General features: G+C 37.1%; 13 protein-coding genes and 7 tRNA genes. 5 read left to right on the forward strand and 15 right to left on the reverse strand.

The genetic code is table 11. From position 1 onward, the window contains the following. Positions 1 to 8 precede the first annotated feature (8 nt). The 5 genes from H5088_RS10950 to H5088_RS10970 all read left to right on the forward strand — a co-directional run bounded on the left by H5088_RS10950 (position 9) and on the right by H5088_RS10970 (position 3834). Positions 9 to 698: a DUF6977 family protein gene (locus H5088_RS10950; RefSeq protein WP_182752864.1), complete on the forward strand. Its 690-nt coding sequence runs from the start codon at positions 9 to 11 to the stop codon at positions 696 to 698. Further along, positions 699 to 1604: a DarT ssDNA thymidine ADP-ribosyltransferase family protein gene (locus H5088_RS10955; protein ID WP_096038333.1), complete on the forward strand. Its 906-nt coding sequence runs from the start codon at positions 699 to 701 to the stop codon at positions 1602 to 1604. Positions 1605 to 1629: 25 nt separating this feature from the next. Then, the gene (locus H5088_RS10960; protein ID WP_182752865.1) at positions 1630 to 2850 is read left to right on the forward strand and encodes a tetratricopeptide repeat protein; all 1221 of its coding nucleotides are present in this window, start codon (positions 1630 to 1632) and stop codon (positions 2848 to 2850) included. A 95-nt stretch (positions 2851 to 2945) separates the two neighbouring features. Next, a complete protein-coding gene (locus tag H5088_RS10965) occupies positions 2946 to 3662 on the forward strand; it encodes a zeta toxin family protein (protein WP_182752866.1) in 717 nt (238 codons plus the stop codon). A gap of 13 nt (positions 3663 to 3675) precedes the next feature. After that, a complete protein-coding gene (locus H5088_RS10970; RefSeq protein ID WP_167378567.1) occupies positions 3676 to 3834 on the forward strand; it encodes a hypothetical protein in 159 nt (52 codons plus the stop codon). A gap of 71 nt (positions 3835 to 3905) precedes the next feature. Here H5088_RS10970 and H5088_RS10975 read toward each other — a convergent pair whose 3' ends face one another. The 15 genes from H5088_RS10975 to H5088_RS11045 all read right to left on the reverse strand — a co-directional run bounded on the left by H5088_RS10975 (position 3906) and on the right by H5088_RS11045 (position 15934). Beyond that, positions 3906 to 6233 carry a hypothetical protein gene (locus tag H5088_RS10975; RefSeq protein WP_182752867.1) on the reverse strand — a complete coding sequence of 776 codons (2328 nt, stop codon included), beginning with the start codon at positions 6231 to 6233 and terminating at the stop codon, positions 3906 to 3908. Positions 6234 to 6312: 79 nt separating this feature from the next. Continuing rightward, positions 6313 to 8172, reverse strand: coding sequence for a DEAD/DEAH box helicase family protein (locus H5088_RS10980; RefSeq protein ID WP_182752868.1), 1860 nt, complete (start codon positions 8170 to 8172; stop codon positions 6313 to 6315). A gap of 4 nt (positions 8173 to 8176) precedes the next feature. Next, a complete protein-coding gene (locus tag H5088_RS10985; protein ID WP_182752869.1) occupies positions 8177 to 10156 on the reverse strand; it encodes a glutathione synthase in 1980 nt (659 codons plus the stop codon). Between the two features lie 86 nt (positions 10157 to 10242). After that, complete coding sequence (locus tag H5088_RS10990) at positions 10243 to 10617, reverse strand: hypothetical protein (RefSeq protein WP_182752870.1); 375 nt, start codon at positions 10615 to 10617, stop codon at positions 10243 to 10245. Positions 10618 to 10983: 366 nt separating this feature from the next. Beyond that, positions 10984 to 11514, reverse strand: coding sequence for a hypothetical protein (locus tag H5088_RS10995; protein ID WP_182752871.1), 531 nt, complete (start codon positions 11512 to 11514; stop codon positions 10984 to 10986). Positions 11515 to 11580: 66 nt separating this feature from the next. Continuing rightward, positions 11581 to 12246, reverse strand: a complete 666-nt coding sequence (locus tag H5088_RS11000; protein ID WP_182752872.1) for a DUF6998 domain-containing protein — start codon at positions 12244 to 12246, stop codon at positions 11581 to 11583. A 17-nt stretch (positions 12247 to 12263) separates the two neighbouring features. Beyond that, complete coding sequence (locus H5088_RS11005) at positions 12264 to 13505, reverse strand: integrase domain-containing protein (RefSeq protein ID WP_182752873.1); 1242 nt, start codon at positions 13503 to 13505, stop codon at positions 12264 to 12266. A 186-nt stretch (positions 13506 to 13691) separates the two neighbouring features. Beyond that, positions 13692 to 13781: transfer RNA gene (locus tag H5088_RS11010), tRNA-Ser, on the reverse strand. Positions 13782 to 13957: 176 nt separating this feature from the next. Further along, a complete protein-coding gene (gene nadA / locus H5088_RS11015) occupies positions 13958 to 14998 on the reverse strand; it encodes a quinolinate synthase NadA (RefSeq protein WP_002962419.1) in 1041 nt (346 codons plus the stop codon). 141 nt (positions 14999 to 15139) lie between these two features. Then, positions 15140 to 15215: transfer RNA gene (locus H5088_RS11020), tRNA-Lys, on the reverse strand. 63 nt (positions 15216 to 15278) lie between these two features. Next, a tRNA-Lys gene (locus H5088_RS11025) sits at positions 15279 to 15354 on the reverse strand. A gap of 84 nt (positions 15355 to 15438) precedes the next feature. Further along, a tRNA-Lys gene (locus tag H5088_RS11030) sits at positions 15439 to 15514 on the reverse strand. 24 nt (positions 15515 to 15538) lie between these two features. Further along, a tRNA-Lys gene (locus H5088_RS11035) sits at positions 15539 to 15614 on the reverse strand. Positions 15615 to 15697: 83 nt separating this feature from the next. Further along, a tRNA-Lys gene (locus tag H5088_RS11040) sits at positions 15698 to 15773 on the reverse strand. Between the two features lie 85 nt (positions 15774 to 15858). Continuing rightward, positions 15859 to 15934: transfer RNA gene (locus tag H5088_RS11045), tRNA-Lys, on the reverse strand. Positions 15935 to 16088 lie beyond the last annotated feature (154 nt).

The raw sequence follows: 16088 nt of genomic DNA on the forward strand, positions 1-16088 counted from the left end.
TTGATTAAGTGGCTACTAGACCCGTTTTTAAAGTGATTAAGCCGTTTCCTTATGTACAGGAAGAGCTTATTGACTTTGAATGGCATAAAGGAATGGCAGCCACACAAAAACAAAAATCTGTTCGCTCTTTACATAACGCTGCGCATAACTTGTTTAATGATTTAAATGTACTTGAAATCTCGACAAAAAGTGAGAGCACCTTGGGTGTAAGCCTAAGTGCTTTCAATTTGCTCGTTACATTAAAAAATGGTCGCGAAATTCCACTTGAGAATATTTTTCATGCAGCTAAAGTGTTTGAAAATGGCGGTCCTTTTAAAGAGCTTCTAACAATTCCGACACATGAAGTTAAACGAGATAGCCGTTTAGTTGAGAGCGGCTGTTTAACTGGCTTTTTTAGTAATGGAAAAACCTGGCCACTCACACCTAAAACTATATTTTATGATTGGATTTACATTAATGCTTTAAAATTAAACAAAGAACTACACTCTCAAATTATTCAATATAATGCGTTTACTGATATTGAATTTAACCCTAAAAAAAGCGTTAATTGCCAGGCTAGAGCAGCTGCTTTATATGTTTCTTTAGTCAACAATGGCACTTTAGAACAAGTTACTCACTCTGCTGATGAGTTTATAGCTCACTTAAGCCAAAGCATCGGAAGTTGCGCCTCCCCTGTACAAAAGGATTTATTTATTTAAATGGAAATTAATATGTTTGAGCCAATGTTAAACAAGACATTAGCCCTTTTACCTACTCCAGCTATTGCAGCTGAATTTGTAGTAAATGAATTATCTTTCGCTAATAAAAGCTCTCTCCTGGTTCGTAATTTTGCTAAATCCAGTGGTGTAAAACTAAAGACTGAGATGCCACTGCTGGAGTTAAATAGCCCTAACATTCTGTTTTCAACTTTAATAGCTGACTTAGGCAGCTATCAAAATACTATTTCATTACGTCTTGAATTAATTGATGCCGTAATGAAGCATTATGGATTAGGTAAATATGCGAATATTGATGATAAAGAGCTTATTAAGCAATTTTGTAGCGAGCGTGGAATTACTACATTAATACACTTTACAAAAGTAAAAAACCTTAAAAGCATTTTGGATATAGGCCTTAATAGTAAAGATTATAATAACGAAATATCTAAAGGTCATATTTACAACGATGCTAATCGATTTGACTACAGAACTCACATGATTTCGTTATCTGTGTCCTACCCTAACGACAAGATGTTTTATAAGTATAGACAAGCACAACCAGAAGAAAGCTGGGCTGTGTTAGAAATATCTGCCCGTGTTTTATGGGAGCTTGACTGCTTATTTTGCCCCGCAAATGCTGCTAGCTCTTCTATAGCATCAGCAACTGAGGCATCCCTTTCAGGAAGTGTGGCATTAAAACAGCTTTTTAATAATCAACCTATCAATTTACGAGCTTGTGACCCTACTGACTCACAAGCCGAAATTCTCGTTAATAGTCATATTCCAAAAGAATATATCCAATCAATATATTTGGATAAACCTAGCGAGTTATTAGCAAATACCGATTTTAAAATCAATAATACTTACTTTCACAATCGACAGTATGCTCTTTCGCACTGCTTTTAGCTCAACCTTATTATAAGGAAATAATATGTCTCTATTTAGCTTTTTCTCAAGAATTAAAACGGACCCTAAGGCAGAAGCCCAAGGTGAACAATTCTTTCGCCAAGCACTTCAGTATCATCAATATGGCAATCAAGATGACGCTATTTTATTCTTTACAAAATCACTTGAAGTCAGCCCAAACCATTCAAACGTATATTTAAATAGAGCTAACTGCTATGCGATTCAAGAGAGATATCTCGAGGCATATGATGATTACCTTAAAGTTATAAATATGGAACAAAAGAAGCAATCTCTCGATGATGGGCAAGCATCTCCGATGGCTTTACAAAACCTAGAGCGAATAAAGCTATTTCTGAGCTTTGAAGAACAAAATGGCGATAAAATTAGAGGGCAACTAGCGAGTGATGGCTTCGAGCATTTTACAACTCGCTGGGCTGAAGTTTTAAGTAATACACATTTACAAAACGATTTTAATGCTATTAAGCACTTTGTGAATGAGGAGATAAAAGAGCTCGAAGAAATGGGTGGAGTACACCAAGAGTATGCTTTAAATTGCGGTATTGATCATTCTGAGTTTGTAAATGTTACTGAAACTAGTAGTACTCAACAGGCTTTTGTCTTTTTTAAAGGCATTCTTTGTTGCTTCAGCCGTGACCCGCAGAAAATGTTTGAAATTAGAACAAAAATACTTAATAAATTAATTTCAATAAGCAAGTCTTCTAAGACCGTTAATAAAATTAGCAATCAGAAGATCAATTACAATGGTGGAATGAGGCTAGTAGAAGCTGAAGTCGATATAATGTTTATCGTTAAAAATGGTGAGGTTATGTATGTTAATAATGAAACCTCCAACCTATATGAAATTGATAACGATGGTGATATGAAGCTAGACGGTAGAGTAGTTAACTTTATCTTTAAAGATTCAAATGAAGTTATTGAGATATTTGTTGCATTTGATGATCAAGATTCGTATTCAATGTTTACAATGAATATGGGCCGAGATGAAAGATTAAACTATGTCGCTCAAGCTATTTTTCAATTTATGGGGCAAAATAATATTACCAATGTATTTTCAGCTACTGCGACATATTCGAGCCAATATCACTATACATTTAAGCTGTATAAAAAGAATGATAAGCACTTTATGATTAATAACAATCAATCTCAAGCCTATTTGATAAGTGAAAACATATATAAAAATAATAATGCTGATGATATTAAATCTGAGTTTTGGGGGATGGCATAAGCCAAAAATGTTGAATGACCTCTTGGTATACTACTGGATTTATAGAGAGTTTTAACCCCTTTATTTATGTGAATTAACCTTAGATTTGATATTTTATGACAGATGCAGAAATTACAAAAAAAGCGCTAGTTAAAGCTAAGGCAATGAAGAAAGCTCTTGCCAAAAGTATGATTGATCATTTGCCAGAAGAAGAAAGTGCTGTATCTGTTTTTATGGCAGGATCCCCTGGCGCAGGAAAAACTGAGACTGCTAAAAGTATCATTTCTCAATTTAAAAAAGAGCATGGCGTTGATGTTGTTCACATAGAAAATGATGAACTAAGAAAGGAGTTTGACGACTACCAGGGATTAAACTCACCGCTATTCCAAACGCCTGCAACTATTTTAGTCGAAGCTATACATGACAGAGCTTTAAAGAAAAAGGTAAGCTTTTTACTTGATTCAACCCTTTCAAGTTTTGAAAAGGCAAAATCAAATATTGAACGCTCACTTAAAAAAGAGCGCTATATTTTGATTATATTTGTTTACCAAGATCCAGAACAAGCCTGGTGCTTAGTTAAGGCTCGCGAAATAGTTGAAGGAAGGAGGGTTCCACCTGAGGTTTTTGTAAATCAGTTTTTAGAGTCTCAACGTGTGGTCAGCGAATTAAAAAATATTTTCAAGGATCGAATAGATATCATTTTTATGGAAAAAAACCTTGATGGAACAAAAGAAAAGCCTTACTTTAATGTAAGTGACATTGACGCTCTACTTGGCAAAAAGTATAATCGCGCCTCCTTGGAGCGTATAGCCGGTTTAGGTAATTCAACATAAATAGGAGTATGACATGTTAGTTCAATCTCGTGAAAAAGTTAAGTCTACGCCTTTTTCTGAATTTGTACGTAACGGTTCAGCGAAAGAAAAGAGAAAATTTTTCGACAAAGTAATCAAAGAAACAGTAGCTGTTCAACGTGCAATGATCGAAGAATCAAAAGCCTGTAGATAGTTAACAAACAGATTTGTTATAAAAGCCGTTCAAGTAGAACGGCTTTTTTGATTCGAAAAGACTCGCCTAGCCTAGGTAATGTAGTCTTCTAATTCTAAGCCATGCATCCCTAATACATCATCAGCAAAACACTCGGTTCCACCTCCACTTAACACCAAAGTGTCTGACATTAAAAGTCTATATTCTTCAAACTCTTCTAATATGGTTTGTTCGGCAACAATGGCTTTATCAAGAGTTGTCAGGGCACTAAGTTGATCCAAAATTTTGGTATTATCTTTCTTCAAACGATAAAAACGTTCTTCTACGCTTTTCGTTGTTATACCTACTTTATAAAAAATAAGGTGCTCTGTTTTTAGTTGCAAATAATATATGTGACAAGGAGTATCAGGGTCTTTATTGTCTAAATTTCTGAAATATTCAGCACATTTGGGGCACCCTCCGCCATGTTTATGATCATGAGCTGTTTGGAGGAAATCACCATGGGTATGACAAGTAATAATGACCTTGTCTCTGATAGTATTATATTCTAATTTAGAATAGCCATATTTATCACCATGTATTTTTTTACAATCTTTAAGGTAATTTTCTAGGGTAAGTTTTGTTGAATCCACATAGCAGTCTCTGCAACCGCTGCCTTTTAAATGTTGAGAAGCTACTTGCTCAAAGATACCATGCTTATAGCATTCAATTTTTAGCAGGGTATCAGTACCATTACAATTAACGTGGTCATAACCATACCTTCCTTTATGGATTTTAAGCGACCTACTAATAAATTCATCTGTCTGTATGTTACGCTTGATGCTAGTACATTCTGGACAACCAACTCCTCTTAGGTGAGCATCGATTCTTTGCTCAAATCCACCATGTTCTGGACAATAAACGAGTAATTTACCATCTGAATTTTCATCACTACATTCAGCATAACTATATTTGAAGTTATGAACTTCGTTTGCTTTCTTTAGTATGACGTGATGGGGAATTCTCTGTTTTTCTCTGGAAGACTCTAAACCACATGTTGGGCAACCTGCTCCTCTAATATGCGATGTCGGTGATTGATTAAAAACACCATGCAATAAGCACTTTATGCTAACCTTTTCACCGTATGCAGAATATTCAACTAAATCATACAAATACTTGTCACCATGAACATCTTGAGCTCTCAATAAAAACTCTTCATACTTTATCTTTCCAGACTCTGTAGACTTAGTAATCCCGCATTTAGGGCACCCTCTTCCAGCTTTATGGCTACCAGGTGTCTGTTCAAAGTCGCCATGAATGTCACATGTGATAACTACTTTTGTGTGATTATTTATATAGTTTGTTTTTTCATAGTTCCATTTAAAATCGTGTATGAAATTAGCGTATTGTATAAATTCAGCGGTTGATGAGCTGCTATCTTTACCACGTTTAATAGCCGCACAACGATTACAGCCATAACCTTGTAAATGTAGTACTGGTTTTTGATAAAATGTCCCATGCATAGGGCAAGTAATCAATACTTTAATTTTTGATGAAACGTAAGTTGTTTTTTCATATAAATAGTATGAGCCATGCCTCTTTTTAGCACGGTCTATAAAATCGGCCGTTGTATAGGAAACTTTTTTATTTGCACAGAGTTTACAACCTGCCCCACCTAAGTGATTATGTGGATTTTGAGAAAAATCCCCATGCTCTTCGCAGGTAATAATTAAATTTTCATGTGACTTAATAAATTGAGTTTTTGAATAGTCATACTTATTTTTATGGACGATTTTTGCTCTTTCTACAAATTCACTTGTAGATAACCTTGTAATCGAGTTATCTATTGCGCACTTATGGCAACCTGAACCCTCTAGATGTTTGCGAGGGGTTTGCAAATAGTCTCCATGATCTGGGCAGGTTATTGTAACCTTAGTGGTGGTTCCATTGTAATTTACTTTACTATAATCAAACCTATCCCCGTGGACTTTTCTAGCCTTTAATTCAAAAGCTTTAGAAGCCGCTTCGATAGTTTTCAATCTTGCATTTTTTTTCCCACACTGTTTACACCCGCTACCAGCTAAAAAATGTTGGGCTCTTATTTCAAACAAGCCGTGCTCGAAGCAGCCTACCGTTACTTTATTTTTGGCTCCTGTATAAATTATTTTTGATAAATCATATTTATTGTCATGGACTGCTAAAACTTTATCTAAATACACTGAAGACGCTTCCACCAATTTAGCTTTATTTTGAGCCTCTTTTGAGCATTTAGAACAATGATATTTTAAATGGTTTGATGGTGTTTGTTCAAAGTCACCATGGTGCTTACAAGTAATAGTTAATTTTATATTACTACCGGTATAAATGGATTTATTATAAGAATAAGTATCTCCATACACTGATTTTGCCTTCTCAATAAAGCTTAACGTTTTTTCATCCATGCTAGTTCCTTTAAACCCATGCTTTACTTAGAAAAATAAATAGTTTGATAGTTATCTGAATATTGATCATTATAAAAAATCAAAATATAGATTTATCTTTAAGATTCGACGCTACTAATTTTGATTGCTCTTCTTTTGCTACTGTTAAATCATCAGAATATTCACCGCGTAAAAACAATAAAATTATTGTATCGTCAAGTTCAACGCCCAATAGCTCACTTACCTCTTGCAAATCGTCATCATCCATTGAACGCTTAAACGCATCAGTTTTTTTAGACAGGTTATATACACTAAACACACTTGCCATAACGCGTTTATCTTTTGTCGTCTCTCCACCACCGGGGTTAACTACTTTATTGAATTCTAATGGATGGCCTTGACCTAATAATGAAGTGAATTCTATTGCTCTGCTTTTTGCACAGCTTGGAGTGTAATCATCATAGGTAACACCGTTTACCCATTGCGCTTTGATCCAATTTTGATGTTCACCTTTAAGGGCTCTACCTTGCTTTCGGTGTGGGCCATCATCTTTTAATAACTCAGCCCTGATCAGATCAATAGCCTCAAGTAATAAAGGATTTTGGGTGTATTTTGAGTAATCGTAGTTCGGTGTAGTTAACTTACCTGGAACCGCTAAATAACTTTGGGTTAAATATGTTTGAGTATCATCTTTCTTCCGAGAAGAAGTGGTATATTCCTTATTTGGTGAGATTTGGATCCCTCTATCAAAACCTCTTACATCATATTTAGCGCAAATATCTTCAAAAACTGCATGTAAACCTTCGAAGTCGCTTTTATCACTATTTAATTCAAGGTGATTAAGTAAGTCGCTGTAAGCTTTAATAGCATCAAGGTTAGTATAGTGCTTGGCCTGCGCATTACAGTGATAGCCACAAGCACGCCCGATATTGGCCTGGACAATTGCAGCTATATTAGCAATTGTGCTATCCCAGGTATTAATAAGCGTACTCTTCATTTCTTGACCAAAATTAATGCCAGCTCTAAAGCCCGCAACAGTAATTGCAATGACTTTATCGTCAAACATTGCTGCTGCTTCATATTCACGTTTAAAATCGTCAATACTTGCTAAGTCACTTTCCTCAACTCCCACCAGCTTTTGGCCAATAACCATAATTTGCTCTTCAGCTATACCGTTTTCTAATAAGATACTTTTTGCTAGGCTTGCCTGACTACTTGGCACCCTTATTAGTGACCAGCCAGATGAGCGGTGCTCTTTGAACTGCCTTATAAAACGCTTACGTAGTAAAGAGTCATCACAAAAGTTACGCTGTTCTTCTGCTAACTTTACTATTTGGTTGTTGCGGTGCATCTCCCTGATGCCCAAATACTCATCACTTGCTTTATGAAAAACAAGACTGGTTTTGAAGTCGTGACGAAGAATAGACTCTGCGCCTGCTGAGTAAAGCGCGCTAAAAGGTGTGGCTGAAATAAAAGCAACTTTACAGTTTGTGTTTTCTTTTTCCAGATACTCAAAGACTTTAGCATATCTAACGGCCTCAGCACCTGCACCATAGTGACATTCATCTATGATAATGAGCTTAGGCGGTTGGGCTTTAAAGTTACTTGAGAGTGCGAGACTCATATTAGTAAAGTTACTCACAACAACATTATTACATTTGGTAAGATCTTGCTTGGCCTGCTCTTGTAGCGACAAATCAGCCATGGTGACTAAATAAAGTGTATCTTTTAATTTTGAGCGATCACAAATATCTGAATCTGATAGACTAAGTCTTTGTAAAGCAGCTAATGCTAATGCAATACCAGACTTCCCTGATTGCATTTCAGCAGTTATTACAACAGCACGACTACCTTCTTCAAAATGGCTAAATGCTCTTTGTGCAGCATGCTGTTGATGTTCGAAAGTATCACTAGATACTATTTTCTCTAGATACTCTCTGTGCTTTTCTGCTTGATTCATAGACTCATTTAACCGAAAACTGTGATTCGTCACTCAATGTACCTGACTTTTCAGGTAACTCATTGTGGGATTTTTTTGCTAACGTTCTATCTAAGTCGTACTCACCACGCTTGTATAATACTAATAGAGTATCGTCATGAGGGATATCAAAATAATCACACATGTCCCATACATCTTTTTCCGTCATTATTGTTTTAGACACTTTACGTCTTGATATGTTGTAAACGCTAAACACCGTTGCTGTAACTGACTTATTCTCAGTTAATTCCCCAGAGCCTGGGGCTACGACTCTATTAAACTCAACATATTCATCATTATCTAACATGCTGGTAAGCATTATTGTTCTATCTTTTTGAGGGCCGTCTACACCAGCTTTTTCTGGATTATCATAGCTATCACCATTAACCCACTGGGCTTTTATCCAGTTTTTCTTTTTACCTCGCATGGCTCTGCTACCTTTTACCGACGGCGCTCCATTTTTAATAAACTCTTCCCGTAAGACCGTTATAGCACTTAAAAGAAGCTTATCTTGGGTATGCTGGGAAAAGTCGTAGTCTTGGTCCAGGAGCCTTGCTGGTACTGCTACATAGTGATCTGTTTCGAATGTTTCAACATCACCTATAGGCCTACGCCTTTTATATTTTATTGTTAAACCTACATCCAAACCATTTACTTGGTACTCTTGGCATACGTCTTCAAAAAACTCTCTTAAGCCATCAAAATCAGACGCAGCATGATCGGAGCATGTGCGTTCTAGGTAATCCAATATAGCGCCATAGGCTTCAGCTGCATTCCCATTTGTAAAGTGCATTGAAGTATTATTACCGTGATACCCACACGCACGACCTACATTAGCCTGTACAACAGCAGCAACACTTGCAACTGTGCTATCCCAAGTAGAAATAAGGTTATTCTTCATTAAATTGCCGAAGTTTATTCCTGCTCGGCAACCTGCAACTGTAATCGCGACTAACTTTTCTCCAAACAATTCACTGTCTTCAAATGCTTTTTTAAACCTATCAATAGTAGATAGCTCATCTTCTGGCACTCCAGAAAGTGAATTTCCTAGTATATAAATATTTTCCTCATCAACACCTTCAGATATGAAGAACTGCTTTGCATCCATTGCTGTCCCTGCTGGAACTCTAACTAATGACCAGCCCATGCCTTCATGAGTATTGAATTGCTGCATAAAGTTTTTGCGGTGTACAGAGTCAACCAGGAAGTTCCTTTCTTCGTCATTTAAATTGTGTAAGCGATTGTTTTTTAGCATCTCCCGTACGCCGTAGTATTCATCACTCGTTTTATGAAAAACCAACCGAGTACCAAAATCACGACGTAAAATAGAGTCTTTAAGCGCTTGACTCGCCGCTTGAGTTGATTCTTTTAACAGCTTGTCGTTATGCTCTTCCTCAGCTTCAGAACTAGCCTCTAGCGCTTCTTCGTACTCTGTTTCTGCACCATATAGAGCGCCAAAAGGTGTCGCAGAGATAAACACTACTTTGCAAGAGTCATTTTCTTGTTCTAGATAGTCAAACACAGAGCTATATCGGATACCGGTAACATTAGAACCATAATGGCATTCGTCGATGATGATTAATTTAGGAGGGTTACCTTTAAAATCTGTTTCTAAGGCTTTTTCGAAATTAACAAAGTTACTAACAACCACATTCTTTGCAAGTCTTAAATCATCTTCTGCTTGATCTCTCAAAGCCGTATCTGGCATTGTAACTAAGTATAATGTGTCTTTAAGTGAGCGCTTTTGGCAAATTGTTTCATCATCAAGGCTTAAACGCTGCAAACAACACAACGCTAATGCTATTCCAGACTTACCAGCTTGCATTTCAGCTGCTGTTACTACAGCTCTCACATCATTAGAGAATGCATTAAATGTTTTTGTGGCAGCACTCACTTGGTGACCATGTAAAGTATTGCCGTCGAGGATTTCTTGAACTTTTTTGCGGTGCACTTCAGCTTTATTCATAAAACTAGCTCCTTGTCTTTGTTGTAATATTATTTATTGAAGGGGCCTCAAGCTATTTCTAACATTGAAGCTTTTTGTAAAAAGCGTTATACATTCTCACAACTAACGAGCTCTATAGCTTCCTCTTCACTAATTCCAGCCGCGATAAATACATTAAAGTTATTGCTTTCTACTTCTTTTAAAGTGTTTTTACCCGTCCAAGAGGTATGTGTTGCTAAATTCCAACCCGCTGGTAGATTTCTAAACTTTTCAGTATGGCTTATTGAAACTGCATAATGCTCTTTTTTAAGCTTTTTATATAGCTTCAATGCCTCGCTAAAAGTAAGGACAAAAGCCAATTCTTGCTCAGGCTCTGCATTACGATTTTCATCAGTAATGATTCTGACATTTTCTTTTTTTAACCATATTGATGATTTAATTTCTTCAAACTTTGCCTTCATGGCGTCTTTATTATTTGACACTTGATCTCCCAATCAATTTCATGCTCTTGTAAATCTTTATAATTTTAAATTAATATTCGGCTAAAATTACTTTGGCGATACCGCTCCGCCTGACACTGTCCACACACTTGCTATTCGTTTATTAGGATTTTTCTTCTTTTTTGTATTTTTAACTTTGTTAATTAACACCTTTTTCGTATTAAGGCTTTTCTTTGCTTTTAGTACTTTTATAACCCCTTCTTAAATTGATTTTCGCTTCTTCCTTGACATAAACAAGCACCCACCTTGATATTTTTTATTTGTTAATTAGATAAATTGACTCTCAAAGCTCAGTGCTTTTTAGAGAAGATTTAAAGAACCGCTTAACTTCAAGCATTCAAGAAAACGCTATTTCTTTTTTCCTAAGCTTGGTAAACCTCCTGATCTCACAGCTCTAACGCCAGATTTAAAATATACATCCATAATATCGTTAGACATATTTTTATCTGGCTTTAACTTGGAGTTTAAGTCACGAACAGCGGCTTTTCTTAAATTTTTCTTATCAGACTGTGATACTTGATTTTGTATAGATGAAAAGGCATGCGATATAGCTATCAGTCTTTTTAACTCTTTATCAGAACTGTTCTCGTTAAAGGCTAAAATGGATTCTAGTCGCTCAATTTCCTTTGCTAATTTTTCCTTAGGTGTACTGGTAAAAGCTATCTTTAATTTATTTGATGTAGCCTTGTTACTTTGAAGTAAAGCCCATTCATAAGTCCCTTCTATTGTTCTTCTTGCCTTCAAAAGGCCCTTGGGAATATCACTTTTATAAGATGGCCCTGCAAGATAGGCCTTACGGACACATCTTTTATTATGCTTTTTTTGTTCTGTAGGTGCTTTAAAAGGCCAACCACATTCTGGACAACTAAAAACTGACATATTACATCCTTGTAGTCTGATAAATAAAGTAATTTTAGTTCATGGTTTAGGAATAAAACAACTACTTTATTCACTTACCCCCTTAATCAACAAAGAGCCCAGCTGCCGTGTATTAAATGGATTTCCGTTGCCATTTAAAATTGGAACCCCTAACTCTTTAGCAATATCACGTAAGTAACGCTTGCTTGGTGTTACAAGCTCGTCATTTAAAAACACTTCAATAGTTCCGCTTTCAAGCTCTACTAATTTGTAGTTATTCCATGTTGCTTCTTTTACGTTTAGTAATACACGTGGCTTAACTGGTATGTTTATTAACTTACTCATAGCTATAGCGCTTTTACCTGTTGGTCCAATATTCATGAGTAGTTTTGCTTGTTCAGCAGTGCTATCTAATAAAGTCTCAACCTGCATTTCTTCAGTATTTATTCTTAAAATAATGATGCGGTCAACCAACGCTAACGTATTTGTGTTAAAGCTTATATGGCCGCTTGAGCCCATTTTAGCTGTTGTTTTTACCGATATACGCTCACCACTACTTGATACTACATCGTACCCTGCTTGGTTAACCTCTGTTGCCATACGCCCATTAGTTATAAGTGCGGCGTACAGTTCCCCTATTCTACCGGTTAAATGTCTTAGCTCTGTTGCAGGCACATCCCAACTTAACTCCCTTTCTAACCAGCTCATTGCCTCACCCAATGACTGAATGATTTGCATTTGTGTTAAAGCCATTTTATATCCTTATTTTTCTAACCAATTTTTAAAAGGTGCTTATGCCCTGTTACCGACAATGTACCCTGAGATGCTCGACCTATATGGTCGCTCCACCAATTCATTAGCTCTCTGCGTTTTTCTATGTACTCAGCTCTATTATAAGCAGAACGAACTTGATTTTTATCTACATGCGCAAGTGCGGCTTCTATCACATCTGGGTTAAACTCATGCTCATTTAATGTTGTACTCCCAAGCGAACGTAAGCCATGGCTTACTAATCTACCTTCAAACCCCATACGTTTTAGAGCCATATTAGCTGTTTCATTGTTGATATGATTTCTAGGGTTTCTGTCTGACGGAAAAACAAACTCTCTGTGCCCTGAAATTGGTTTTATTGCCTCCAATAACTCTAAAGCCTGTTTTGATAAAGGAATAACATGCTCTCTGCGCTTTTTCATGCGTTCAGGGGGGATAGTCCAAAGTTTATTACCAAAATCGATTTCATCCCATCGAGTACCGGCAGCTTCACCTGGGCGCGTAAGTGTATGTAACTGCCATTCAATTAAAAAACGAGTTACGCGCTTAATTGATGCTATAGCAAGTGTTTGCATTAATTCAGGCAGCTCCTCTGGTTTTAACGAAGGCATGTTTTGTTTTTGCGGCTTTTTGAAAACCTCACTAATCCCTGCAAGTGGATTGGCATTAATGTAGCCACTATTAACTGCGTGTATCATGATCTTTCTTAAATACAGGCATAGCCGCTTAACCGTCTCTAAAGTTCCTTTTGCTTCTATAGGTTTTAAAATCTTAATCACTTGTGGTGCATTAATTTTACCAATGGGGTATTTGCCAATAACCGATAAAACATGCTTGTTTAACGATCGCCAAATATCTTCACCATAGTCTTTGGTTAAACTTTGTTTTTTAACCTCAAACCACTCTAAAGCGATTTTATTTAGCGTTAACTCTTCTTGTGCTCTTTTAAAAGCTAAAGTTTCGTCTCTATGTTCTTTAGGGTCAGTCCCTAGAGCAACCAACTCCCTGGCTTCTTGAGCTAGCTTTCTAGCATTAACAATTGATATATCGGGATACTTACCTAACCCCATGTTGATACGCTTTTTTGTAATTGGATGGTAGTAATTAAAGTTCCAGAGCTTAGAACCACTCTTTCTAACTTTTACTTGTAGGCCTTTCCCATCAGATAAAATTATATCTTTATCCTCTGCTTTTGCTTTCTTTAACGCTGTATCGGTAAGCTGCTTCGCTGATCTTGCCATAAAAAATGAACCCTACTCCAATTTAGTATCCTTTATTATGGCAGCTTATTAAGGGAATACCATATTAGATACTAAAGCTTTGGGCTTGGGTGAAACAGGATGGGACGAGATGATACACTAAGTCATTGATTTTATTTTATTACAGGCACAAAAAAGGACGTCCTGAGACGTCCTAATATTGAATAATGGTGGAGGGAGAGGGATTCGAACCCTCGTTAGGGATAAACCTAAACACACTTTCCAGGCGTGCGCCTTCAGCCACTCAGCCATCCCTCCACGGTGCTGCAATTGTGTAATGCAACAGCGCGCTATAGTATGAAATAGACCCTTAAGGTGCAAGGCATTTTTAAATTTGGGCCTTTAAATGCTTACTAATCAAGCAACACTTACCTATAGGCACAAAAAAACGGCTAAATCTAAGACTTAACCGTTTTTAATTTATACTTTAAAAGTTACTTAGCCATGCTCGCAGTAAACTCAAGCATGCGATTTAAGGATTTAAGAGCGCCTTCGCGTAAATCCATATCAACGAATACTTCTTTGCCTTTAGGACTTATGAGGGCTTCTTCAATCGCTTTTAAGCCATTCATTGCCATCCAAGGGCAATGTGCGCAACTTTTACATGAAGCGCCCTCACCTGCCGTAGGAGCCGCAAAAAACTCTTTATCTGGACATAGTTGCTGCATTTTATAAAAGATGCCGCGATCGGTTGCTACAATAAACTTTTTGTTGTCCATTGTTTGCGCTGCTTTGATTAATTGGCTCGTAGATCCAACCGAATCGGCAAGAGCAACTATTTCTGCTGGTGACTCAGGATGAACTAATACGCCTGCATCTGGGTGTAGCGCTTTCATGTCTTTAAGTGCTTTTGTTTTAAACTCGTCATGTACAATACATGCGCCATTCCACATAAGCATATCAGCACCGGTATTTTTTTGAATATAACTACCAAGGTGCTTATCTGGGCCCCAAATGATTTTTTCGCCTTGCTCATCGAGGTGCTCTACTATTTCAAGTGCACAGGATGAAGTTACAATCCAATCTGCACGTGCTTTAACAGCCGTAGAGGTGTTTGCATATACAACTACTTTACGATCAGGGTGCTGATCGCAAAACGCAGAGAACTCGTCTATCGGGCAGCCAATATCTAACGAACATGTTGCTTCAAGCGTTGGCATAACAACCGTTTTATTTGGCGTTAAAATTTTGGCTGTTTCGCCCATGAATTTTACGCCCGCAACAATAATCATATCTGCATCGTGACGTGCGCCAAAACGCGCCATTTCTAGCGAGTCGGCAACGCAGCCGCCGGTTTCTTCAGCAAGTGCTTGAATTTCAGGATCGGTATAATAATGGGCAACAAGTACTGCATTTTTATCTTTTAGTAATTGTTTTATACGCGCTTTATATTCGCCTTGCTCGTCTTGTGTTAACGGTGCTGGCTTAGGGGGAAAAATATAACCTTCAGGCATAATAGTTTGAGCTAGACTCATGTTCTCGACCACTTATCTACAGTGCATTAATTAGGGCGAATTATACGAGAATATGAAAGCAAATAACAGCGAACTAGTAAGGCTGTTTATAAAAAATAAAGTGGGAAATTAAAAAAGAATATAAAGGAAAGTATTAGAGAGTGGTGGGTCATGATGGATTTGAACCATCGACCAATTGATTAAAAGTCAACTGCTCTACCAACTGAGCTAATGACCCGCTCTAATATAAATCTGCTTTGTAAAAAGCTTGCGTAAATCCGCCGATTAAACTGTCATAGAATGGTGGGTTATGATGGATTTGAACCATCGACCAATTGATTAAAAGTCAACTGCTCTACCAACTGAGCTAATAACCCGCTCTATGCACTTATTCAATTAAGAATGAAGCTTACGTATATCCGCCGACTGATGCCAAATTCTATTCACAAGGAATAAAAGAATGGTGGGTCATGATGGATTTGAACCATCGACCAATTGATTAAAAGTCAACTGCTCTACCAACTGAGCTAATGACCCGCTCTTATATAACTTTTCATAGAATGGTGGGTTATGATGGATTTGAACCATCGACCAATTGATTAAAAGTCAACTGCTCTACCAACTGAGCTAATAACCCGCTCTATGTACTTATTCAATTATGAATGAAGCTTACGTAAATCCGCCGATTGATGCCAAACCGTATTCACAAGGAATAAAGAATGGTGGGTCATGATGGATTTGAACCATCGACCAATTGATTAAAAGTCAACTGCTCTACCAACTGAGCTAATGACCCGCTCTATTGTTACGTTTAAATGCAACTTACTACTTTGCGTAAATCCGCCGATTGGAACCAGTCATTATTCACAAGGAATAAAGAATGGTGGGTTATGATGGATTTGAACCATCGACCAATTGATTAAAAGTCAACTGCTCTACCAACTGAGCTAATAACCCATTCCAGTTGCTAACTTATTACTAAGTTAAAGCTTACGTAAATCCGCCGATTGATGCCAAACCGTATTCACAAGGAATAAAGAATGGTGGGTCATGATGGATTTGAACCATCGACCAATTGATTAAAAGTCAACTGCTCTACCAACTGAGCTAA

Source organism: Pseudoalteromonas sp. SR43-3 (assembly GCF_014163875.1).
Classification (GTDB): domain Bacteria; phylum Pseudomonadota; class Gammaproteobacteria; order Enterobacterales; family Alteromonadaceae; genus Pseudoalteromonas; species Pseudoalteromonas distincta.